This is a genomic window from Streptomyces sp. 11x1 (assembly GCF_032598905.1).
GTDB lineage: Bacteria > Actinomycetota > Actinomycetes > Streptomycetales > Streptomycetaceae > Streptomyces.
This window is the reverse complement of the sequence record NZ_CP122458.1, coordinates 6,809,642-6,833,059: the sequence shown is the minus strand read 5'-3', so window position 1 is coordinate 6,833,059 and position 23,418 is coordinate 6,809,642. Positions and strand designations below refer to the sequence as shown.

18 protein-coding genes are annotated in these 23,418 nt (G+C 71.2%); 6 read left to right on the top strand and 12 right to left on the bottom strand.

All coding sequences use genetic code 11. From position 1 onward, the window contains the following. Genes P8T65_RS30015 through P8T65_RS30005 form a run of 3 tightly spaced genes read left to right on the top strand, consistent with a single transcriptional unit; the run spans position 1 to position 2,890 of the window. Positions 1-1,152: a glycosyltransferase gene (locus tag P8T65_RS30015; protein WP_316728301.1), complete on the top strand. Its 1,152-nt coding sequence runs from the start codon at positions 1-3 to the stop codon at positions 1,150-1,152. Next, positions 1,149-1,811, top strand: coding sequence for a lipopolysaccharide biosynthesis protein (locus P8T65_RS30010; RefSeq protein ID WP_316728300.1), 663 nt, complete (start codon positions 1,149-1,151; stop codon positions 1,809-1,811). Before P8T65_RS30015 ends, P8T65_RS30010 begins: the two co-directional genes overlap by 4 nt. After that, positions 1,808-2,890, top strand: a complete 1,083-nt coding sequence (locus P8T65_RS30005; protein WP_316728299.1) for a GNAT family N-acetyltransferase — start codon at positions 1,808-1,810, stop codon at positions 2,888-2,890. Before P8T65_RS30010 ends, P8T65_RS30005 begins: the two co-directional genes overlap by 4 nt. A 46-nt stretch (positions 2,891-2,936) precedes the next feature. Here P8T65_RS30005 and P8T65_RS30000 read toward each other — a convergent pair whose 3' ends face one another. After that, positions 2,937-4,349, bottom strand: coding sequence for a glycosyl hydrolase (locus tag P8T65_RS30000; protein ID WP_316728298.1), 1,413 nt, complete (start codon positions 4,347-4,349; stop codon positions 2,937-2,939). Positions 4,350-4,551: 202 nt separating this feature from the next. On the opposite strand from P8T65_RS30000, the gene P8T65_RS29995 reads away from it, so the two are divergent. Together P8T65_RS29995 and P8T65_RS29990 are read left to right on the top strand one after the other, a co-directional pair. Continuing rightward, positions 4,552-5,808: an ATP-grasp domain-containing protein gene (locus P8T65_RS29995; protein WP_316728297.1), complete on the top strand. Its 1,257-nt coding sequence runs from the start codon at positions 4,552-4,554 to the stop codon at positions 5,806-5,808. Next, positions 5,808-7,061, top strand: a complete 1,254-nt coding sequence (locus P8T65_RS29990; RefSeq protein WP_316728296.1) for an NAD(P)-binding domain-containing protein — start codon at positions 5,808-5,810, stop codon at positions 7,059-7,061. The genes P8T65_RS29995 and P8T65_RS29990 overlap by 1 nt, the downstream gene beginning before the upstream one ends. A gap of 68 nt (positions 7,062-7,129) precedes the next feature. Here the strand turns inward: P8T65_RS29990 and P8T65_RS29985 are convergent, their stop codons facing one another. From P8T65_RS29985 to P8T65_RS29970, 4 genes are all read right to left on the bottom strand, one after another. Further along, complete coding sequence (locus P8T65_RS29985; protein WP_316728295.1) at positions 7,130-7,969, bottom strand: LPXTG cell wall anchor domain-containing protein; 840 nt, start codon at positions 7,967-7,969, stop codon at positions 7,130-7,132. Positions 7,970-8,689: 720 nt separating this feature from the next. Beyond that, the gene (locus P8T65_RS29980) at positions 8,690-9,001 is read right to left on the bottom strand and encodes a hypothetical protein (protein ID WP_316728294.1); all 312 of its coding nucleotides are present in this window, start codon (positions 8,999-9,001) and stop codon (positions 8,690-8,692) included. 314 nt (positions 9,002-9,315) lie between these two features. Then, a complete protein-coding gene (locus tag P8T65_RS29975) occupies positions 9,316-9,678 on the bottom strand; it encodes a hypothetical protein (RefSeq protein WP_316728293.1) in 363 nt (120 codons plus the stop codon). Positions 9,679-9,855: 177 nt separating this feature from the next. After that, entirely contained in the window at positions 9,856-11,778 is a 1,923-nt protein-coding gene (locus P8T65_RS29970; protein WP_316728292.1) for an AMP-dependent synthetase/ligase, read from the bottom strand. 123 nt (positions 11,779-11,901) lie between these two features. Between P8T65_RS29970 and P8T65_RS29965 the strand changes: the two genes are divergently transcribed. Next, positions 11,902-12,516, top strand: coding sequence for a chorismate mutase (locus P8T65_RS29965; protein ID WP_316728291.1), 615 nt, complete (start codon positions 11,902-11,904; stop codon positions 12,514-12,516). On the opposite strand, the gene P8T65_RS29960 is transcribed toward P8T65_RS29965, so the two are convergent. From P8T65_RS29960 to P8T65_RS29930, 7 genes are all read right to left on the bottom strand, one after another. Beyond that, complete coding sequence (locus P8T65_RS29960; RefSeq protein WP_316728289.1) at positions 12,513-14,129, bottom strand: von Willebrand factor type A domain-containing protein; 1,617 nt, start codon at positions 14,127-14,129, stop codon at positions 12,513-12,515. The genes P8T65_RS29965 and P8T65_RS29960 overlap by 4 nt on opposite strands. A 159-nt stretch (positions 14,130-14,288) precedes the next feature. Then, positions 14,289-15,185, bottom strand: coding sequence for an ABC transporter permease (locus P8T65_RS29955; RefSeq protein ID WP_316728288.1), 897 nt, complete (start codon positions 15,183-15,185; stop codon positions 14,289-14,291). Continuing rightward, complete coding sequence (locus P8T65_RS29950; RefSeq protein WP_316728287.1) at positions 15,182-17,839, bottom strand: alpha/beta fold hydrolase; 2,658 nt, start codon at positions 17,837-17,839, stop codon at positions 15,182-15,184. The genes P8T65_RS29955 and P8T65_RS29950 overlap by 4 nt, the downstream gene beginning before the upstream one ends. A gap of 340 nt (positions 17,840-18,179) precedes the next feature. Beyond that, positions 18,180-19,682, bottom strand: a complete 1,503-nt coding sequence (gene mmsA / locus P8T65_RS29945) for a CoA-acylating methylmalonate-semialdehyde dehydrogenase (protein WP_316728286.1) — start codon at positions 19,680-19,682, stop codon at positions 18,180-18,182. A 16-nt stretch (positions 19,683-19,698) separates the two neighbouring features. Then, positions 19,699-21,642: a 3D-(3,5/4)-trihydroxycyclohexane-1,2-dione acylhydrolase (decyclizing) gene (gene iolD, locus P8T65_RS29940; protein ID WP_316728284.1), complete on the bottom strand. Its 1,944-nt coding sequence runs from the start codon at positions 21,640-21,642 to the stop codon at positions 19,699-19,701. Next, positions 21,639-22,487: a 5-deoxy-glucuronate isomerase gene (iolB, locus tag P8T65_RS29935; protein WP_316728282.1), complete on the bottom strand. Its 849-nt coding sequence runs from the start codon at positions 22,485-22,487 to the stop codon at positions 21,639-21,641. Before iolB ends, iolD begins: the two co-directional genes overlap by 4 nt. Before the next feature lie 7 nt (positions 22,488-22,494). Continuing rightward, complete coding sequence (locus P8T65_RS29930) at positions 22,495-23,403, bottom strand: deoxyribose-phosphate aldolase (protein WP_316731785.1); 909 nt, start codon at positions 23,401-23,403, stop codon at positions 22,495-22,497. Positions 23,404-23,418 lie beyond the last annotated feature (15 nt).

Sequence of the window (23,418 nt, the reverse complement as noted above, 5' to 3'; positions counted from 1 at the left end):
ATGAAAGCGCTGCACGTCATCACCGGTCTGGGCGTCGGCGGCGCCGAACAACAGCTCCGCCTGCTGCTGCGGCACCTCAGCATCGACTGCGAGGTGGTGACCCTCACCAACCCGGGCGCCGTCGCCGACGGGCTCGCTGCCGACGGAGTGCGCGTGCACCACCTCGGTATGGGCGCCAACCACGACCTGTCCGCACTCCCCCGCCTGACCCGACTGATCCGCACCGGTGGCTACGACCTGGTCCACACCCACCTCTATCGCGCCTGCGTCTACGGCCGGTTGGCCGCCCGACTCGCCGGCGTCCGGGCCGTGGTCGCCACCGAACATTCCCTCGGCGACTCCCAGATGGAAGGCCGGAGGCTGACGGCGGGCGTCCGCGCGCTCTACCTCGCCAGCGAGCGCCTCGGCTCCGCCACCGTCGCCGTCTCCCCCGCGGTGGCCGACCGTCTCGAACGCTGGGGCGTGCCCTCCCCACGCATCGAGGTCGTTCCCAACGGGATCGACCTGGCTCGTTTCCGCTTCGACGCCTCCCAGCGCCACCACACCCGCCGACGCCTCGGACTGCCGGAGGACGCCTACGTCGTCGGCGGGATCGGCCGCCTCACCGCGGGCAAGCGCTTCGACGTCCTCATCCGGGCGATGGCCCTGCTGCCGGCCGACCACTGGCTGTTGCTGGTCGGTGGCGGCCCGGAGGACAACGTCCTGCGCCGTACCGCCCACGAGGCGGGCGTGGCCGACCGCGTCCTGTTCACCGGCGAGCGCCCCAACGTCCCCGACGCCTCCTCCGGCCCCGACGTGCCCTCACTCGCGTTCGCCATGGACCTGCTCGCCTCACCGTCCCCGGAGGAAGCCTTCGGGCTGGCGGTCGTGGAGGCCCTGGCGGCCGGCCTGCCCGTGCTCTACACATCCTGCCCGGCGATGGAGGACCTGCCCGCGCAGGCCGCCACCGGTGCCCTACGCGTGCGTGGCGGCCCCGTGGCGTACGCCCGTGCCGTCGCCGCAGTGCGCGCGGCCGGCCCGCGGCCCCGTACGGCTGCGGAGGCCGCGCACCACTACAACATCTCCCACAGCGCCGCACAGCTGATGAACGTGTACACGGCAGCGATGTCCCACTCCATGCCCACCTCACTCCAGGAGGCCGGTTCGTCATGACCGACAACCCCACTCGATTTCGCCGGCAGCCCGGCCAAGCGGGCCGCGCCGGCCTCCTGCGGCCCTGGTTGCTGCTCGCGACCGGCATGCTCGTCGGCGGCCTGGCCGGCGGTGCCTACGGCGCGCTCAAGGCCCCGACCTACACGGCGACCAGCTATGTCGTCGCCGTACCCAGCAAGAATTCCGACCCGACCTCCACACTCGGCTTCGCACAGGCGTACGGCCGTGCCTCCACGCAGCTCGCGGTGCTCGGGGACGCGCAGTCGTCGGCGGGCGTGTCGGCACGGACACTGCGGCGGAATGTGCGGGCCGCCACCTCGCCGGACGCGCCGATGATCGCCGTCTCGGCCACCTCTCCTCGACCCGGCCTCGCCTCCGGCATGGCCAACGCGGTCACCAGCGCGCTGACCCGCCACGCGAACAGGACCAAGGACAGCACCCACGTCGAACTCGTCCCGTTCTCACCGGCAGTGCGGCCGACCGAGCCGTCGTCCGCGTCACCGGTGGTGACCGGTCTGGTCGGCACGAGCGCGGGCGGCCTGCTGGGCGGCCTGGCGCTGCTCGTGCGGCCGAAGCGGACGGAAAGCGACGACACCCCCATCCTCCCCGCGGCGGTGCCCGGCCCGGCCGTCGCCGCCGACGTACACGGACAGCTGTGACGACGCCGTACACCACGGAACTCGTCACCGACGCGCGTGCCTTCGCCGAAGTGGCCCCCGGTTGGGGGCGACTGTACGAGCGGTGCGGTGCGGCGACCCCGTTTCAGAGCCACGCCTGGTTGCACTCATGGTGGCTCTCGTACGGCAGGCCCGGCCGGCTGCGTCTTGTGCTCGTGCGCGAGGGCAGCGAACTCGTGGCCGCCGCGCCCTTGATGCTCCGGCGCGGCCCGGTGCCCAGGCTCGTACCGCTCGGCGGGACGATCTCCGACTACGGGGACGTCCTCATCGACGACGAACGCGCGGACCGGGCGGCCGCCGTGCTCGCCAAGGCGCTGTCGTCCGCGGCCCGCACCGCGCTCATCGACTTCCGCGAGGTGCGGCCGGGCGGAGCGGTCGAGCACGTCTACGAGCGCTGGAGCGGGCCGCGCCACCGGCTCCAGGACTCGCTGTGCCTGGAGCTTCCCGCCGTGCCCATGGACGAACTGGTGTCCCGGCTGGCGTCCGGCAAGGCCCAGCGGATCCGCGCCAAGCTGCGCAAGCTGAGGTCGCTCGGCGTGGAGCGGCACGTCGTAACGCCGGACCGGGTGGGCCCGGCGCTTCAGCGGCTGCTCGAACTCCACCGGCTGCAGTGGCAGGACCGGAACGTGACGCCGGAACACCTGCAGACACGCTTCTGCGAGCACCTGACGCGCTCCGTGGGGCCGATGGTGAGTTCCGGCGACGCCGTGGTCACCGAGTTCCGGCTCGACGGCGACGTGGTGGCCGTGGACCTGACACTGCTGTCGCGCCGACTCGCGGGCGGCTACCTGTACGGCGCCCACCCACGCCTGCGGGAACGCAAGGCCGACGTGGCGGTGATACTCCTCGACGCCTGCACTCAGCACGCGGGTAACCGGAGACTGCACACACTGAGCCTGCTGCGCGGCGACGAGCCCTACAAACACCACTGGCGCCCCGAATCCATCACCAACCGGCGGCTGCTGCTGGCCCGGCGGCGCACGGCCCCGCTGATGTCGGCGGTGGTCGGCGACGTGGCCGTGCGGCGGCGGGGCAAGGAGTTGCTGCGTCGCTTCCGATAGCGACCACGGACGGCGGGGCCCGCGTGGGTCCCGCCGCCAGTGGTCACTAGCGAGCCCTCCACCACAAGTCGAGACGCAGGCACAGCCGTCCGCCGAGCCAGTACTCGCCCCAGTCGCCGAGGCGCAGCGGCGGGCAGTTCCTGTGGGGCGACGGCGCGGTGGGCGCGGTGGGCGCGGTGGGCGCGGTGGGCGCAGTGGGCGCAGTGGGCGCAGTGGGCGCGGTGGGCGCGGGCGGCACGGACGGCTCGGGCAGGGTCGCCGGTTCGTCCGCACGGCCGAAGAGGGCGGACCGGTAGACCAGGGAAGATCTGGGATTGCCCGCACACTGCCAGACTCCGTGCGGGCAGTAGTCGGTCAGCGTGTTGTACAACGGCTTGTGCTCGTCGATCCAGGCGAGCATCCGCCGCATGTATTCGGCGTTGTCACCGTTGCGGAAGAGTCCCCATTCGGGATAGGAGATGGGCTTGTTATGGGATTTCGCGAAATCCACCTGCGCTTGCAGCCCGTACGGTTCTTTCACCTGCTCGTCGAAGGTGACTCCTCGAGGCTGGTCGTACGAGTCCATTCCGATGATGTCGACCGTGTCGTCCCCGGGGTAGCACTGCGTCCAGGGAACGGCGTCCCGGCCCCGGCTCGGCGTGAAGTCGAACCGGAATTCCTGGCCCGGCACCGAACGCATGGTGGTGACGATCCTGTTCCAGTACGACTTCCATGCCGTCGGGTCGGGTCCACAGCGATGGGTGTAGGTCGTGCCGTTCATCTCCCAGCCGAGCACCAGTACCGTGTCCGGCACGTCCAACGCGACCAGCCGCTCGGCGAGTGCACGGAAGTGATGGTCGAAGTGCCCGGCCGCGCCCTGCCGCAGCAGCGACCTGACCTCGGCGTCGGAGACGCCCTCCTCGTTGCGCTCCTGCATGGGCACGTTGAGGACGAAGATCCGGTCGTCCTTCGCCGTGCGCCAGCGCGCCCACGGCGCGAGGAAGCGGTGCGTGCCCTCGATGTTGCTCCAACGGTCCCCCGGCAGATAGGTGTGGCCGACGCGCAGTTCGGCGCCACCCAGCCACCTGCTGAGTCCCGTCATGGCGTACACGCCCCGGACTCCGGAGTCGAGGAAGGCGCCGAAGGCGGGGCGCTCACTGCCGGGCGACGAGGTCGTCGGCGCGGCGGCCGAAGAACTCGACGGGGCCGGCTTCGACGGCTCGGTGAGAGGTGCGGGCGTGAGGTCCGGAGCGACCGCGGATGTCTGCGGTGACTTCGGCGACGACTGCGCGGCCGGTGGGTCGACCGGCAGCGTCGACACCGTCGGTGCCGGGGTGGCCGCCATCGGAGCGGGAGGACCGGCGATGGGCCCCGTCCCCGCTGCGAAGCCGGTACCGGAGGCCAGCGCGGCCGAAATGGCCACCACCGCCGCGACGACCGCCGGCCGCCTGGTCCGGGCCCGACATTGCTGTAGAAACATGTCTGCTCCGCTCTCCGCACTCCTGCTGTTTCAGCCCTGGTGTTCCCGCTGCCGCTGTTGGTCTTCTGCGTCGCTTTCCGTATTACTGACACTCCGTATTACTGACATCCAGTCACATGAAATGGCGTGACGCCACTGTGGTTACGACTTCCGAGTGCCTCGCTCGCCCGCACGGGTGAGCCGATCCGAAGGAGTGAGGTCCGTGCAGCTGCTCGACACCCGCGTCCCCGCCGTTGTGCTGCGGATCGACCGGAATATCTTTCACCACGGAACGCTGGGTGCTGTTCGTTCGCTCGGCAGAGCGGGAGTGGAGGTGCATGTAGTCGCCGATTCCACGGGAAGCCCCGTAGCCAGATCGCGATTTCTACGGGAAATGCATCCCCCGCCGCCGCCCGGGTCGTCCCCCCGCGAGATCGCCGCCGCGCTGCGCCGGGTGGCCACCCGGATCAGGCGCCCCGCCGTCCTGGTGCCGATGGACGACGCAAGCGCGGTCGCCGTGGGCCGTATGCGTGAGGAACTCGCCCCCTCCTATCTGCTGCCCTCGCCCGGCACTCTGCCCGAACGCGCCGCCGACAAGGCCGACCTGGCCGCCCTGTGCGCGTCCTTGGACATCGCGCACCCGGTGACCCTGGTCCCGGACAGCCCGTCGGAGGCCTCCGACGCCACCCGGCGGCTGGGACTTCCGCTGGTGGCGAAGTGGAGCCGGCCCTGGCTGGTGCCCGCCGGCAGCACGCTGCGCAGCACGGTGCTGGTGAACTCCGCTCAGCAGGCCCGGGAGCTGTATCTGCGCACCGAGGAGGCCGGCAGCCCGCTGCTGCTGCAGGCGTATCTGCCGCCGGGTCCGGACCGCGACTGGTTCTTCCACGGATACGCCGACCGCTCCGGTGCTGTGCGCGCGGGCGGGTCGGGCCGCAAGCAACGGGCGTGGCCACGCGGGGCGGGCCTGACCGCCGTCGGCTGCTGGACGGCCAACCCGCAGGTGCAGGCACTCGCCGAGCGGCTCACCGGTGAGCTCGGCTACCGCGGCATCCTCGACCTCGACTTCCGCCGTTGCGGTGCGACGGGCCTCTACCACCTGCTCGACTTCAACCCGCGCCCCGGCGCCCAGTTCCGGCTCTTCTCAGACTCCGCCGGGCTGGACGTCGTACGCGCCCTGCATCTCGACCTGACACACCGTCCGCTGCGGGCGGCCGCACCTCTGTTGGGGCGGTCGTTCGTGGTGGAGAACTACGCGCCGCTGGCCGTGCTGCGGCCCGCGCCGCGCGGACGCGAACTGGCCTGGCACGACACGGACGATCCCGCTCCCGGCAGGGCGATGTGGTCCCTTTGGTGCCGCCACGTGTCCCGTCGACTGGGGGAGCGGCTGCGCGCGGTCCGGTCGGCACCCGCATCGGCACGCGTGGCCCGTCAGGCGGCCGCACAGCCCCTCATCGACGAAGAGAAAGCGAGCAGTTGCTGATGCACGACCTGCTGGTGGTGGGCGCAGGCCCATACGGCCTGTCCATCGCGTCGCACGCCGCGGCCGCCGGGCTGGACCTGCGCGTCCTCGGGCGGCCCATGGCGTCCTGGCGGGCCCACATGGCTCGCGGCATGTTTCTGAAGTCTGAGCCATGGGCCTCCAACCTCGCCGCCCCTGAGGGCCGTTGGCGTCTGGACGCGTACTGCGCGGCCTCGGGGCTCACGGCGCGTCATGCGGAGCCGATCCCGGTGGAGACGTTCGCCGCGTACGGCCTGTGGTTCGCGCGCAACGCCGTGCCCGAGGTCGACGAGCGCATGGTGAGCCGGGTGTCGGCCGGTCCGGTCGGCTTCGAGGCGGTCACCGAGGACGGACAGGTGCTGCGCGCCCGGACGGTGGCACTGGCGGTCGGCGTCATGCCCTTCACGCAGGTGCCTTCCGTCCTGCGCGGCCTGCATCCCGCACTCGTCACGCACAGCAGCGACCACCGTGACCTCGGCCGTTTCCGCGGCATGGACGTCACGGTGATCGGTGGTGGCCAGGCAGCCCTGGAGACTGCGGCGCTCCTCGCCGAACAGGGCACGCGCGTACGGCTGCTGGCTCGGGCACAACGACTGCGCTGGAACGACGTACCGCCGCCCTTGCAGCGCCTGTGGTGGCAGTCGGCCCGCACCCCGCACAGCGGTCTCGGCTGCGGCTGGCGCAACTGGTTCTACGCCGAGCGTCCCGACCTCTTCCGTCGCCTCCCCGAGGCGACCCGCACCCGTATCGCGGCCACGGCGCTGGGGCCGGCGGGTGCCTGGTGGGTGCGGGACCGGGTCGAGCCGGTGGTGGAGACGATGCTCGGCCGCGAGGTCGTCGCGGCCCGCGCGGTGCCGGGTGGCGTACGGCTGGAGACGATGAGCCGGGCTGGGGAGCTGAGCTCCGTGGATACCGAGCACGTGATCGCGGCCACGGGGTTTCGCGCGACCCGCGACCGGCTCGGCCTGCTCTCCGAGGAGCTGCGCGCGAGTCTCACCACGACATCCGACGGGTCCCCGGCTGTCGGCCGGACCTTCGAGTCCTCGTGTCACGGACTGTTCCTGGCAGGCCTGTTGACGGCCTCCACGTTCGGCCCCGCCATGCGCTTCGTCCACGGAGCGACCTTCACGGCGACAACGCTCGTACGAGGAGTACGCCACCGACTGCGCACCGCCGCCCCGCCCGCCCGGGCGATCCCCGTACCGGTGGGCCGCGGGCACGCGGAAACACCCTGAGAGACGCACCGTCGCCGAAGGGGATGCCGGGTGCCGGAGGTACTTCCTCCGGCACCCGGAGCGGGACGCTATCGGCCGGACCCGGCCCGGCCCCGTCGATACAGGATGGCGCCACTCGTCAGCAGCAGCGCGGCGATGCCCGATGCCGCCAGTACCTGCTCACCGGCGCCGGTCTCGGGGAGGGCGGGCGGTCGTGCCGGGGGCGAGACCGGTGGCTTCCGTGGCGGGACGCCGACCGAGGGGGGCTGGTGCGGTGACCCAGGCGGTGACATCACCGGCGGCGTGGTGGCGGGCGGTGACGTCGGCGGCGTGGTGGGTGGCTTCGTAGGAGGTGTGTCGCCGTCGTCACCGTAGCCGCCGTAGCCGCTGTCGTCGTCACCGTAGCCGCTGTCGTCGTCACCGTAGCCGCCGTACCCGGCAGCCTCGCCATGACGCCAGTGGTCGACGACGCCGCCATCACCGCCGTCGTCGCCGTACCCGGCAGCCTCGCCATGACGCCAGTGGTCGACGACGCCGCCATCACCGCCGTCGCCGTCACCGTAGCCGCCGTCGTCGCCGTACCCGGCAGCCTCGCCATGACGCCAGTGGTCGCCGTGCTGACGGCCGTCAGCCGGGGCGAACTCACGGGCCGCAGCCCGCGTCCCGCTGAGGTCGGGGCCGCTGATGCGGGACTTCACGGTGGACAGGTCGGGCGCGGTGCTCTTGTCGCTGTGCTTGGGGCTGGCGCTTGCGGGACCGCCCTCCTGGGTGCGGAGGGCACTGTCGCCGGGCAGAGCAGCAGGCGCGCCGGGTGAGCCCCCCGGGGTCTTCTCGGAGGGCGCGTCCGCGAGGGCCGGCGTGCCGTACAGGGACAGAATGCTCGTCGCGGCGGCGGCCACGACCATTCCCCTGCTCAGGTTCTGTCGCAATCTCTTGTCTTCCTGGTCGAGCCATGTGGAAATGCCCGCTCTGGAACCGGAACGGGTCCAGAGCCGGCCCGTGCCGCAGCCGTTCCGCTGGTGGTGCGCGGCTCCTGTTCGAGTCGTCGCACCGGACGCGCCGACGCCGACCGCGGGACCGCGGCGGGACGAGGTCCGGCGACGACTGCACACGTGGGCGACGCCGACCGCGTACGCGTCAACTCCTCTCCCTCTTCCCGCGACTGCGTCGGGGAGCGGCTTCACGCCTGCCGTGGTTTCTCCGCCGCTTGATTTTCTGACTGGTGAGATGATGGGATCCTGTGAAGTGCCAATACCGACAGCCGGGGCACCGGTAGATCCGGTCCGGAATCTTTTCGATCAGCGGTTGCCTGACAATCCAGAGACGCGCCTCACCCTCACTACGAAATGAGGCTTTCCCTGTATCCGGACAACGCGGCAGGACGCTCATGTCACTCATTCCGCTCCGATGGACACGATTTTCCGATCACCTGCGGTATGACTATTTTTCGATGATCGAATCTGAATCAGAGAAAGAGAAAGCGCCTCTCCCGTGGTGGATGAGAATGTTTCCTCATCCGCCCTTCAGGGAAAGACGCTTTCAGGATGGAACACGATCCCTCAGGGAATCGAGAACGGGTACCCCTGACTGCCGCACCGGATTTGGACGGTCACGAAGCGGAACCGGGGACTCCGTTCAGTCCCTCGATGTCAGGCGACGGGAAGGATTTCCTCGATGGCGTCCCCGAGGAGAGAGAGGTCCCCACCCTCGTTGTCGTCGCTCTCCGAGTTGTTGTTGTAGATGTTGGTGTAGCCGACCTGGCAGTTCGGCACCGGGCCGTTGCCCGTCGCCGACGCCTGCGCGTCCGGGCCCTCAGCCCCGGTCTCGGCCACGGAGTTGCCGCAGATGTACGGGTCGTCCGGGTGGCCCCCACCGAAGGCGGTCGCAGCCGTGGCGGAACCCGCAACCAGGGCCACCGCAGCGAGGGTCGAGGCGGCGCCCAGCTTCATGGTCTTGCGCATTTATATCTCCGTTTCTCGGTTCTTTCCGTTCGGAAGAACGGGACCGATACTGCCCCAACCACCCGAGCCCGCACCACTTGAGAGGGCTCCGGCCCCGGATATTCATCCATACGGCCCCGAATGGCGATTGATATGAATTACAGAATGCCCAGGTCAGGCCGGACCGGCCATCGAGTGGAGTAATGGCACAGCACCTGGGAATCGAGCTGAACAACCATTCAATCCCGATCCCCCGACCGAATATGCATACAAACGAGCGCCGCCGCCCGTCCGGGTCCCGACATTGGGGGGACGGGCGACGGCGGCCGTTTCGGTCAGGCGGGTGCCGGCAGACGAACTGCGGCAGGGACGCAGACGGTGGTGGTCTGGCCGTTGGCCAGCAGCGCGGCACAGACCTGGGGGACCCTGGGCACCGTGACGGTGACCGCCTGCCGGACATCCGCCTGAACGGTCTGCTGCAGGCTTGCGAGCTCGACGCCATTCGCGGTGATGCTCACACCGACGGTCTGCGTCTCCTGGCAGTGGACGCTGACGGTGATCGCACTGGTCGCCGCGTCGTCGACCTTCTGCAAGCCGACCGAGCAAGGGAAGGCTGACTGCTGTGCGGCGGCCTGAGCCGGCGCGGCGGCGAAGAGCGAAGCGGACGCCAGCAGCACGGTGGCCGCTGAGCTGAGCATGCGGTGAGACAAAGGTCCTCCCAGGTACTGGGGCAGCCGCCAACGGGCAGCCGGCCCTTGATCGCGGCACCTGAATGCCCTTTAGGTGCCTTTCCTGGATGATGCGACCATAGGGCCCTGAACCACGCAAAGCGGGTGCTCCGGTCAGCCGAAGAGCCGACGCCGGTCCCGAGGGTGTCAGCCGCGGTAGAGCGCCTCGATCTCCTTCGCGTACGCCGCCGTGACCGCGTGACGCTTGACCTTCATGGACGGGGTGAGCAGTCCGTTCTCCTCGCTGAACTCGCCCTCGACCAGCTTGAACTCACGGATCGACTCGGCGCGGGAGACGGCCCGGTTGGCGTAGTCCACGGCCTTCTGGACCTCGGCGCGCATCCCGGGGTCGGCGACGACCTCGGAGAGCGGGGTGTCCGGGGACATCCCGCGCACGTGCAGCCAGTGGCTGACGTCCTCGGGATCGAGGGTGATCAGGGCGGCGACGAAGGGCCGGTTGTCGCCGACCACGATGCACTGGCCGACCGGCGGGCGGCTGCGGAGGCGGTCCTCCAGGACGGCCGGCGAAACGTTCTTGCCGCCGGAGGTGACGAGGATGTCCTTCTTGCGGCCGGTGATGGTGAGGTAGCCGTCGTCGTCGAGGGCGCCCAGGTCACCGGTGGCGAACCAGTCGTCGGTGAGGGCGGCGTCGGTGGCGACCGGGTCGTTCCAGTAGGCGCCGAAGACGATGCCGCCCTTGATGAGGACCTCACCGTCGTCGGCGATGCGGATCGCGGTGCCGGGCACCGGCCGGCCGACTGTGCCGGGGCGGGGCCCCAGCGGCGGGACGATCGTGGCGGCCGCGGTGGTCTCGGTGAGGCCGTAACCCTCGTAGATGATGATCCCGGCGGCGTAGAAGAAAAGGTTGAGGTCGCGGTCCAGCGGGGAGCCGCCGCTGATGGCGTAGCGCATACGGCCGCCCAGCTCGCTCCGGATGCGACGGTAGACCAGCGTGTCGTACAGGGCCCAGGCGGCGTACAGGCCGGGCGTGGGGCCGGGGCCCCGGTCGAGGAACTTGTCCAGGTAGGCCTTGGCAAAGCGGACGCCGACGCGGTGGGCGCGGTCGAAGGAGGCGCCACGGCCGATGCGTTCGGCGGTGGCGCGGCCGGTGGCGCGGATCCGCTCGAAGAGGTACGGGACGCCCACCAGGAAGGTGGGCCGGAACTTCTTGAGCGCGGGCCGCAGTTCGTCGGGCGTGATGCTCGGGCAGTGGCCCAGCTCGATCCGGGCCAGCAGGCAGGCGATCTGGATGGTGCGGCCGAGGATGTGGGCGAGGGGCAGGAAGAGGAGCGTCGAGGCGACCTGGCCGGTGATCTCCTTGAAGATCGGGTGGAGCAGCTCGACCGTGTTGGCGGCCTCCGCGTACAGGTTGGCGTGGGTGAGGACGCAGCCCTTGGGACGGCCGGTGGTGCCGGAGGTGTAGCAGATGGTCGCGGCCGTGTCCGGGGTCAGGGCGGCGCGGCGCTTGGCGACCTCGTCCTCGGGGACGCTCCGGCCGAGGTCGGCGAGGACGTCGAGGGCGCCCTCGTCGAGCTGCCAGACGTGCGGGGGCCGGGAGTGGCGGGCAGTGGCGGTGGCGACGGCGGCCGCGTTCTCGGGGGTCTCCACGATCACGAAGTGGGAGCCGGAGTCGCGGACGATCCACTCGATCTGTTCCGGTGAGGACGTGGCGTAGATCGGGACGGACTGGCCGCCGGCCGCCCAGACGGCGAAGTCGAGGACGGTCCACTCGTAGCGGGTGCGGGACATGACCCCGACCCGGCCGCCCGGTTCGAGGCCGGCCGCTATCAGCCCCTTGGCGGTCGCGGTTACCTCGCGGGCGAAGTCGGTCGCGGTGACGGGGTGGAACGTGCCGTGGGCGTCGGCGCGGCGCAGGATCACCGCGTCCGGGGCCTCGGTCGCGTTGCGGAAGGGGAGGTCGGCGGCGCTGCCGCCGGCCTGCCGGGGCGCGAGGGCGGGGGTGTGGGCCTCACGGACCACGCCCTGTGCGTCCCTGATCACCTCGACCGTGACGCGGTCGGCGAGGTCCGCGCGCCGCTTCGCCTGGTTCAAGTCCTTGCGTACACCCATCACGGCTCCCCGAGGCCGGCCACCGATTCATTACCGACGAGTCAACTTACCGGTAAGTAAGGATTTTTCAATGGTTCGGATTTACTTCGGTGAACCGTCGGGTTCGCGTGGTAGGCGTGGATCATGCGCCCCCACCGCCTCAGGTCCGTCCTGATATCCGTCTGTGTCACGTCCGCAGTGGCTCTCTCCGGTGCCGTACCGGCCGCCGCCCGGTCACCCGACGCTCCCCCTCGTACGGTTGCGGGGGCCCGGTCGCTCACCGTGCTGACCGATCTGTTCGCCGAACGGCTGCTCGTCGCTGACAAGGTCGCGGCGGCCAAGTACGGCACGAGCACGCCGATCGACGATCCGGTGCGGGAGAAGGCGATCCTCGACGACGTGGCCGCACGGGCGGTCGGGCTCGGCCTCGATCCGGACGCGGTGACCGCGGTGTTCCGGGACCAGATCGAGGCGAACAAGCTGGTGCAGCGCGGCCTGTACGCCCACTGGGACGCGCACCCGGAGGAGCGGCCGACCGAGCGGCCGGACCTCGTGAAGGAGGTACGGCCGGTCCTCGACCGGATCACCACGCAACTGCTGACCGCGCTGGCGGACACGGAACCGCTCCGGGCCGGGGCCTCCTGCGAGCCCCGGCTGCGGCTCGCCGCGATCCGCTCGACGTACACCCACCACCTGGACCTGCTCCATGGGGAGGGACTGGTCCGGGCGCTGCCCTCGGTGTGCGGGGAGCGGTCCTAGCCCATCAGGGTGCGGGCCGCCGCTATCGCCTCGGACAGGTCGTTGAGCTGCTTGTCCTCCTTGTGCCTGTTCAGTTCGCGGACGCGGGAGGACAGTTCACCCAGAGTGGGGGCGGCCGGGAGGTCGGTCCAGCGGGTGTCGTCGCGGCGCAGGGCGTCGGCGAAGTAGGCGGCCGCAGCGGCGACCTTGAGGCCCCGCGGGGCGGTGGACCACAGGTCGCCGTGGAGGGCCGACGCCTCGATGTCCGCGGACTCCTCGTGCGGGGTGCGGCTGTCGGGGTCGAGCCAGCGGACGGTGGCCGTCGCGAGGTGGCCGGCCTCGGTGCCGGCCCGGGTGCGGACGGCGTAGAGGGCGGTGACGGTGTGGCCGGGGCCGACCTCGCCGCCGTCCACGCTGTCGTCGCGGAAGTCCTCGTCGGCGACCTGCCGGTTGTCGTAGCCGATCAGGCGGAACTCCTCCACCGTCGCCGGGTCGAAGGAGACCTGGACCTTGGCGTCGCGGGCGGTGAGGTCGACGTGGCGCGGGAGTTCCTCGCAGAAGACCTTCTCGGCCTCCTCCTCGGTGGAGACATAGGTGGTGTGGCCGTCGCCCCGGTCGGCGAGCTGTTCCATGAGCTCGTCGCCGTAGTCGCTGCCGACACCGACGCCGAAGAGGGTGATGCCGTGTTCGCGGCGCTCGCCGGCGATGCGTTCGAGGATGGTGTCGGCGTCGGTGGCGCCGGTGTTGGCGAGGGCGTCGGACAGCAGTACGACCCGGTTGGTGGCGCCGTCGCGCAGGCCGTCGACGGCGGTCTCGTAGCCGGTCTCGACGCCCGCCGCGAGGTTGGTGGAGTCGGTGGGCTCCAGACGGTCGACGGCGTCCAGGACCTCGTCCCGGTCGTCGTCGAGGCGGGTCATCGGCAGGACGGTCTCGGCCTCGTCGCTGAAGGTGACGATGGCGACCGAGTCGTCGTCGCGCAGCCGGTTCGTCATCGTGCGCAGGGCGTCCTGGGCGAGGTCGAGGCGGCCCGGTTCGGCCATGGAGCCGGAGACGTCGATGACGAAGGTGAGGGCGGCGGGCGGGCGTTCGCTGTCGCCGCCCGCGGCCCGGGTGGCGAGTCCCACGCGGACCAGGGACCACGCGTCGTCGCCGGTGCGGGCGCCGTCGACGGACACCGAGAAGCCGTCGCCGTCCGGGCGTGCGTAGTCCTGGCGGAAGCTGTTGACGAATTCCTCCGGGCGGACGGTCGACGGGTCGGGCAGGCTGCCGTCGTCCAGGGTGCGGCGGGCGTAGCCGTAGGAGGCGGTGTCGACGTCGAGGGCGAAGGTCGACAGGAAGTCGTCGGGCGTCGGGGCGATGTCCCGGGACTCCTCGTCCGTCTGCCCCTCGCGCTGCTCCCGGGGGCCGGTGCCCTCGGGTGCGGGAGCCGGGAAGCCGTCCTCGGGGCGGCTCTCGCCCCTGCCCCGGTCGTACGAGGAGGAGTCGCCCTGCCCGTCGGCGCCGCCGCTGCACCCGGCGAGGAGGAGGGCGCCGGCCGTGCCCAGGGCGAGGAGCGCGGTGCCGAGTCGTCTCCGGGGTCGTGGTGTCGTCGGCCGCGGCCTCGTCGTCGGACTGGTCCTGCGATACGTGTGCATCCGGGCCCCCTAGCCACGTCATCCGTCGCCTTTCCGTGGGCGACTGTTGTGACTGTGACGGCGCGGGGGGCCCGGATGTGCGCTACGGGGAGTTGCGGATGCGTCTCGAAGCGGCCACGGCGGGGGCCCGTCGAGACCGGTGGGTGATCTTCCGTTGACCTAGGAGACGACGTCCTTGCGGCCGAAACCCCGGAAGGCCAGGGCGAACAGGATGAGGGCGTACGTTATGGAAATCGAGACGCCCTGGATCATGTCGGTGTACTCGGGCTGCGGGCGGACGACGTCCAGCCAGGCGTACTGCCAGTGCGTGGGCAGGAAGTGGCGCCAGTCGCCGAGGGCGGTCACCTCGTCGAGGACGCTGCCGACGATGGTGAGGCCGACGGCGCCGCCGACCGCGCCGAGCGGCGCGTCGGTCCTCGTGGACAGCCAGAACGCCATGCCGGCGGTGACCAGTTGGGACACGAAGATGTACGCCACGGTGATCACCAGGGCCTGCGCGGCGGCACCGGCGGCGAGTTCGCCGCCGGTGGGCAGCTCCAGCGGGCCCCAGCCGTAGGCGGCCGTGCCGACGGCGAGGGCGACGACCGGCAGCAGCACCAGCGCGGCGAGGCTGAGGGTGAGGCCGACGACGAGCTTGGACCACAGCAGCCGGGCGCGGGGCACGGGCGCGGCGAGGAGATAGCGCAGGGAGGACCAGCTGGCCTCCGAGGCGACCGTGTCGCCGCAGAACAGCGCGATGGGGATGACCAGGAGGAAGCCCGCCGCGGCGAAGAGGTTCACCGCGGCGAAGTTCGCGCCGGACGCCGTCGCCGTGTCCATCAGGTTGACCCGGGTGTTGCCCTCGCCCGGTGTGCCGCCGACCTGGAAGGCGATCAGCAGCACCAGCGGCAGGGCGAACAGGATGCCGAACATGACCATCGTGCGGCGGCGCTTCAGCTGGCGGACCAGCTCGACCCTCAGGGGGAGGGTGCGGCCGGCGCGGTAGCCGTCGGCGACCTCGACGGGCCGCGTGGTCCCGGGTTCTGCGTGCTCGGCACGCTCGGTCAGCGTGCTCATGCGTGCTCTCCGATCAGGGTGAGGAAGGCGTCTTCAAGGCGGCGGTGGGGGCCGACCGACGACACGGGGACCTCCAGCCGTACGAGTTCGGCGACCAGGCGCTGGGCACTGCCGTCGGCGTCGAGGCGGACCACCAGGCCGTCGTCGGTGCGGACGGCCGAGTCGACGCCCGGCAGGGCGGCGATCTTCTCGACGACCGGCTCGTCCACGGGCTCGTCCGTGCCGACCAGCAGCGTGTCGCCGGAGCCGACGATCTCGCTCACGGGGCCCGCCTGGACGAGCTGTCCGTGGTCCATGACGACCAGATGCGTACAGGTCTGCTCGACCTCCGCCAGCAGGTGGCTGGAGACGATGACCGTGCGGCCGGCGGCCGCGTACCGGATCATGACCTCGCGCATCTCGCGGATCTGTGGCGGGTCGAGGCCGTTCGTCGGCTCGTCGAGGATCAGCAGGTCGGGCAGGCCCAGCATGGCCTGGGCGATGGCCAGGCGCTGGCGCATGCCCTGGGAGTAGGTGCGGACCGCGCGGGCCAGCGCGTCGCCGAGGCCGGCGATCTCCAGGGCCTCGTCGAGGTGCGCGTCCTCGGCGGGGCGGCCGGTGGCGGCCCAGTACAGCTCCAGGTTCTCGCGGCCGGACAGGTGCGGGAGGAAGCCCGCGCCCTCGACGAAGGCGCCGACCCGGGAGAGGACCGGGGCGCCCGGCACGATCGCGTGGCCGAAGACCCGGATCTGGCCGCCGTCCGGCTGGATGAGGCCCATCAGCATGCGCAGAGTCGTCGTCTTGCCCGCGCCGTTCGGTCCGAGCAGACCGAGAACCTGGCCCTTCTCCACGCGGAAGGAGAGGTCGCGGACGCTGTAGCGGTCGCCGTTCTTGTACTTCTTGCTCAGGTCGGTGATCTGGAGGGGGACCTCGGCGAGCACCGGGTCGGGGGCCGGGGTGACGATCCGGCGTCGGCCGGTGACCAGCAGGATCGCCGCGATCACGGCGCCGGCGATCGGCAGGTACCAGACCCAGGCGGGCAGCACGTCGCCGCGGTCGGCCCGGCCGAGCGGCGTGGGCACCGCCAGGTCGCTCTTGAGGGAGACGGTGTACGTCGCCGGCGTGGTCGGGGAGGCGTAGCCGAGGTCGGTGGAGGCGAGGACCAGGCGGAGGCTGTGACCGTCGTCGAGTTCGTGGTCGACGGCGGGGAGGGTGAGCGTCACGTCCTTGCCGGACTCGGCGCCCTCGACGCGCAGCGGCTCGACCAGCTGGGACGGGAGGACCTGGGACCTGCCGTCCGGGCCGACGTCGTACACCTTGGCGAAGAGGACGGCGTCCTCGCTGGTCGACTTCACATGGACCGTCGCCGTGGGCGAACCGGTGATCTGGAGGTCGTCGGTGACGGGCTTCGACTGGAACGCGGCGAACTGGCCGGGGAAGTCCAGGGAGATGCCGACGCCGAGGGAGGAGAGCTGGGCGAGGCCGCCGGCCGCACCGAGGCCCGGCAGGGCCGAGATGCCGGGCGGGTTGGCACCGGCCGGGTTCTCGAAGCTCTGCTCACGGCCGGCGAGGGCGATCTTCGTGGGGTCGTCCTCCAGGCCCGGGTAGGTGTCGTCGGTGGTGCCGGCGAGACGGGGTTCGCCGTCGCCGGAGCCGGTGCCGAGGGTGCGGGTGACGCGGAACGCGGAGCCGGTGTCGACACCCTTGTCGTCCTTGAGGTAGCGGTCGAACCAGGCCTCCGTCCGGGCCTGGATCCGGCTCGTCTCCATGTCGCCGCCGTCGTGGCCGCCTGCGATCCAGTCGACGTCCACGGGCGCGCCGTTGGCCTTGATCGCCTTCGCGGCGGCGTCGGCCTGGCCGAGCGGGAAGAGGGAGTCGGTCTGGCCCTGGCTCAGCAGGGTGGGCACCTTGATGCGGTCGCCGACGGCCTCGGGGCTGCGGGCGTCCAGCAGCTTCACGGCCTCCGCGTCGGGCTCACCGGACTCGGCGACCCGCTGGTACATCTCGCACAGCTGGGTCTCGAACTTCTCGCAGCCGCCGCCGGTGTTGACGAAGAGCCCGGCCCACAGCTTCTTGAAGACGCCGTTCGGGAAGAGGGCGTCCGCCAGGTTCCAGTACGTGATCGCGGGCGCGATGGCGTCGACGCGGTCGTCGTACCCGGCGGTCAGCAGCGCGATCGCCCCGCCGTAGGAGGCGCCGGCCATGCCCAGGCGGGGGTCGCCCTTCTTGTCGAGCTGTACCTCGGGGCGGGTCGCGAGCCAGTCGATCAGCTTCGAGACGTCGGCGACCTCGCCCCGGGGGTCGTTCAGACCGATCTTGCCGGTCGATCTGCCGAAACCGCGGGCGGACCAGGTCAGCACCGCGTAGCCGTCGCGGGCGAGGTCCTCGGCCTGTGCACGGACGTCGTTCTTGCTGCCGCCGAAGCCGTGACCGAGCAGCACGGCCGGGCGACGGCCGTCACCGCCGGAGGTGAAGTACGAGGTGTCGATGCGCACGCCCTCGGCCGTCCCTATGGCCCGGTCGGTGCGTTTCACCGGCGCCGCTTCGTCCGAGGCGGTGGCCGTCCAGGTGCCGGCCCCGGCGAGCACGACGACGGCGGCCGCGGCCGCGACGGTCCGCCGCGGCCTCCGCCGCAGCGCTCCGCGCAGGCGCGGGCCGGTCAGTCGAAGATCCATGCGTCAACGGTACGGGGCCCTGCCGGTGCCCCGAGGCCCTCTCAGGGGGGAGGAGTGGGGCATCCCACGGTCGTACGGGAGGAATTCGGCATACAGCGGGTGCGGTACGTCGTTGGCTGACAGCAACCTGATAAGTCGCCCCCTGCCGCCCCTACCCGTCCCTTCCCCCAGGAGCTGCGCCCCTTCGACCCCCTTTCGCGCTCCGCGCGGGGTGGGTGGGGACGTGCGGGTTCGGTGGGGGCTTGTCGCGCCCACGCGGCGGAGCCGCACGTCGACAACAGCCCCGCGCCCCTGAAAAGCGGGGGCTGCGCCCCTCGCTCTTCAAGGACCGGTGTGCGGCTCAGTGGTTGCGCGGGAAGCCCAGGTCCACGGCCGACGGGCCGTCGGCCGGGTCGGGCCAGCGGGTGGTGACGACCTTGCCGCGGGTGTAGAAGTGGGTGCCGTCGTTGCCGTAGATGTGGTGGTCCCCGAAGAGGGAGTCCTTCCAGCCGCCGAAGGAGTGGTAGCCGACGGGGACCGGGATCGGGACGTTGACGCCGACCATGCCCGCCTCGACCTCCAGCTGGAAGCGCCGGGCGGCGCCGCCGTCACGGGTGAAGATCGCGGTGCCGTTGCCGAACGGGGAGGCGTTGATGAGGGCGATGCCCTCGTCGTAGGTGTCGACGCGCAGGACGGTCAGCACCGGGCCGAAGATCTCGTCCTGGTACGCCTTCGCCGTGGTCGGGACCTTGTCCAGCAGCGAGATGCCGATCCAGTGGCCGTCCTCGTAGCCGTCGACCGTGAAACCGGTGCCGTCGAGGACGACCTCGCAGCCCTCGGCCGCCGCGCCCGTGACGTAGGACGCCACCTTGTCGCGGTGGACGGCCGTGATCAGCGGGCCCATCTCGGAGGTCGGGTCGTTGCCGGGGCCGATCTTGATCTTCTCGGCGCGCTCGCGGATCTTCTCGACGAGTTCGTCGCCGATCGCGCCGACGGCGACCACGGCGGAGATCGCCATGCAGCGCTCGCCCGCCGAGCCGTACGCCGCCGAGACCGCGGCGTCCGCCGCCGCGTCGAGGTCGGCGTCCGGGAGGACCAGCATGTGGTTCTTGGCGCCGCCGAGGGCCTGGACGCGCTTGCCGTTCGCCGAGGCCGTGGTGTGGATGTAGCGGGCGATCGGCGTCGAGCCGACGAAGGAGACCGCCTTGACGTCCGGGTGCTCCAGGAGGCGGTCGACGGCCACCTTGTCGCCGTGGACGACGTTGAAGACACCGTCCGGCAGGCCCGCTTCCGCGAGCAGCTCGGCGATCTTGATGGAGGCCGACGGGTCCTTCTCGGACGGCTTCAGCACGAAGGTGTTGCCGGTCGCGATGGCCATCGGGAACATCCACATGGGGACCATCGCCGGGAAGTTGAACGGCGTGATGCCGGCGACGACGCCCAGCGGCTGGCGGATGGAGGAGACGTCCACGCGGCTCGCGACCTGCGTGGACAGCTCGCCCTTCAGCTGCACGTTGATGCCGCAGGCCAGCTCGACGATCTCCAGGCCGCGCGCGACCTCGCCGAGCGCGTCGGAGTGCACCTTGCCGTGCTCGGCGGTGATCAGCTCCGCGATCGCGTCGCGGTTGGCGTCGAGCAGCGCGCGGAACTTGAACAGGATCGAGGTGCGCTGCGCCAGCGAGGACTGCCCCCAGGTGAGATACGCCTCCTTGGCGGTGCGGACCGCCGCGTCGACCTCGTCGACGGTCGCGAAGGCGACCTTGGTGGTGACCGCGCCGGTCGCCGGGTCCGTGACCGGCCCGAACGTACCCGACGCGCCCTCGACGGTCTTGCCGCCGATCCAGTGGTTGACGATCTTCGTCATTCCAGAAACTCCTTGCTTACAGATGGCGGCGTCGGGTTGAGACGTGCCGGTCGTACTCCTCGCGTGCCTTGACCGCCGACGCGCGGGTCGCGGTCTCGGCCACAGGTACATCCCACCAGGCCTGCGCGGGAGGCGGGCCCGACACTGTGTCTGCCGTTTCGGTCTCCACGTAGACACAAGTGGGAGTGTCGGCCGCCCGTGCCTCGGCGAGGGCGGCGCGCAGGTCACGGACCGTCTTGGCGCGCAGGACGCGCATGCCGAGACTGGCCGCGTTGGCGGCGAGGTCCACGGGCAGCGGGGTGCCCGTGAACGTGCCGTCGGCGGGGTTGCGGTGCCGGTAGGCGGTGCCGAACCGCTCACCGCCGACCGACTCCGAGAGGCCCCCGATGGAGGCGTACCCGTGGTTCTGCACCAGCAGCACCTTGATCGGGACGTTCTCCTGGACCGCCGTGACGATCTCGGTCGGCATCATCAGATACGTGCCGTCGCCGACCAGCGCCCACACCGGGCGCCCCGGGGCGGCCAGCCGGACACCGATGGCGGCCGGGATCTCGTACCCCATGCAGGAGTAGCCGTACTCCAGGTGGTACTGGTCCCGCGACCGGGTCCGCCACAGTTTGTGCAGGTCACCGGGGAGGGAACCGGCCGCGTTGATGAGGATGTCGGACTCGTCGACGATCTCGTCGAGGAGGCCGAGGACCTGGGCCTGGGTGGGCCGGGTGTCCGGTTCGTCGGCCTCGTAGCAGGCGTCGACGCGGTGCTCCCAGCGCTGCTTGTCCTCCGCGTACTCGGCGGCGTACGCGTCCGCGACCCGGTGGCCGTGCACCTCCAGCGCCTCGGCGAGCGCCTCCAGACCCGACCGCGCGTCCGCGATCAGCGGCAGGCCGGAGAGCTTGTGGCCGTCGTAGGGCGCGATGTTGAGGTTGAGGAAGCGGACACCGTCGGCGGCGAAGAGGGTGTTCGAGGCCGTGGTGAAGTCCGTGTAGCGGGTGCCGACGCCGATCACCAGGTCGGCGGTGCGGGCCAGTTCGTTGGCGGTCGCCGTGCCGGTGTGGCCGATGCCGCCCACGTCCTGCGGGTGGTCGAAGCGCAGCGAGCCCTTGCCGGCCTGGGTGGAGGCGACGGGGATGCCGGTGGCGTCGGCCAGCTCGGCGAGCGCCTCCTCCGCGCGGGCGTGGTGGACGCCGCCGCCGGCGACGATCAGCGGGCGGCGGGCCGCGCGGATCGCGTCGAGCGCGCCGGCCAGTTCGGCGACGTCGGCCGCCGGGCGGCGCACGTTCCAGGTCCGCTCGGCGAAGAACTCCTCCGGCCAGTCGTACGCCTCCGCCTGCACGTCCTGCGGCAGGGCGAGGGTCACGGCGCCCGTCTCCACCGGGTCGGTGAGGACGCGCATCGCCTGGAGTGCGGCCGGGATCAGCGCCTCGGGGCGGGTGATCCGGTCGAAGTACCTCGACACCGGACGCAGGGTGTCGTTGACGCTGATGTCGCCCGCGTACGGCACTTCGAGCTGCTGGAGGACCGGGTCGGCCGGCCGGGTGGCGAAGATGTCGCCGGGGAGCAGCAGCACCGGCAGGTGGTTGATGGTGGCGAGGGCGGCGCCGGTGACCAGGTTGGTCGCGCCGGGGCCGATGGATGTCGTCACGGCGTGCGTGGAGAGCCGGTTCGACTGCCGGGCGTAGCCGACGGCCGCGTGCACCATCGACTGCTCGTTGCGGCCCTGGAGGTAGGGCATGTCGTCGGCGTACTCGACCAGCGCCTGACCGAGGCCCGCGACGTTGCCGTGGCCGAAGATGCCCCAGGTGGCGCCGATCAGCCGCCGCCGCTCGCCGTCGCGCTCGGTGTGCTGGGCGGAGAGGAAGCGGACCAGCGCCTGGGCGACCGTGAGTCGGGTCGTGGCCGGGGTCCTGTTCGAGGTCGGGGTCGTGTTCGAGGTCGGGGTCGTGTTCGAGGTCGGGCTCATCGGTACCCCTCCGTGTGGTCGGGGTGGAAGCAGATCTGCCACTTCCGCTCGGGGCCGGGGCCCGCCATCACGTTCAGGTAGTACATGCTGTGGCCGGGCTGCGCGATGGACGGGCCGTGCCAGCCGTCGGGGACCAGCACCGTGTCACCGGAACGGACCTCGGCGAGCACCTCGGAGCCGCCCTCGCGGGAGGGCGACACGCGCTGGTAGCCGAAGCCGTTCGGGCCGTCGATCTCGAAGTAGTAGATCTCCTCCAGCTCGGTCTCCTCCCCCGGCCGGTTCTCGTCGTGCTTGTGCGGCGGGTAGGAGGACCAGTTGCCACCGGGGGTGATGACCTCGACGGTGATCAGCTTGTCGCACTCGAAGGCATCGGCGGAGGCGAAGTTGCGCACCTGGCGGGCGCAGGTGCCGCTGCCCCGGTCCTCGACGGGGACCTCCGGCGCGGGGCCGTAACGAGCGGGGAGTCGTCGCTCGCACTTCGCTCCTGCCAAAGCGAAGCGGCCTCCCGCGCCGGAGGCGATCTGTACCCGGGCGTAGCGGGGCGCGTACACGAAGTCGGAGACTCCGGCGAACACGCTCTCCCTGCCCAGGATCTGAAACTCCGTGACGCCGCCACCGTCTGAATTGCCCGGTTCCTCCGACACCTGAACCGTACAACCGCCGCCCAGGGACAGCACGATCCACTCACTGTCCCCGGTCGTGAACGTGTGCGAGCCGCCCGGCTCCAACTCCACGATCCTGAGGCTGCTGTGGGTCCATCCGGCCCGCTTCGGGTCGATGTCCACGGCGTATCGGGCGTTCGCGGTGGCGCCCTTGGGTACGTACAGCTCGGTCTTCTGTGTCATGCGGCCCTCACAGCAGTCCTACGGCGGTGTCCACGGCGGCGGTCACGTCGTCGTCCGCCGGGTAGAGCAACGAGCGTCCGACCACCAGGCCCTGCACGGTGGGCAGTTGCAGCGCGCCGCGCCACTTCTCGTACGCGCCCTCCTGGTCCTCGCCGACGTCTCCGCCGAGCAGCACGGCAGGCAGCGTCGCGGTCTCCATCACCTGGGCCATGTCGTCGGGGTTGTCGGTGACGGGCACCTTCAGCCAGGTGTACGCCGAACTGCCGCCCAGCCCGGCGGCTATGGCGATCGACTTGGTGACCGCCTCGGCGCTCAGGTCGTTCTTGACCTTGCCGGTGGCCGGGTCGCGGCGGCTGATGAACGGCTCGACGAACACGGGGAGTCGGCGCTCGGCCATGGCGTCCACGGCACGGGCGGTGGACTCCAGGGTGGTGAGGGAGCCCGGGTCGTCGTAGTCGACGCGCAGCAGGAGCTTGCCGGCGTCGAAGCCGAGGCGCGCCATGTCCTCGGGGCGGTGGCCGGTGAAGCGGTCGTCGAGCTCGAAGCTGGCGCCCGCGAGGCCGCCCCGGTTCATCGAGCCCATGACGACCTTGCCGTCGAGCGCGCCGAGGAGCAGCAGGTCGTCCAGGATGTCGGCGGTCGCGAGGACGCCGTCCACGCCGGGGCGGGACAACGCCAGGCACAGCCGTTCGAGGAGGTCGACGCGGTTCGCCATGGCGAGCTTGCGGTCGCCGACGGAGAGGGCGCCACGGGCCGGGTGGTCGGCGGCGACGATCATCAGCCGGCCGGAGTCACCGATCAGGGGGCGCCGGGTACGACGGGCGGCGGCCTCGGCGATCGCCTCGGGGTGGTGCACCCGGGTGCGGACGAGGGCGGAGACGTCGACGGGGCCGAGGGGGCTCGCGCTGTCGGACATGGGGTGCGTGGGCTG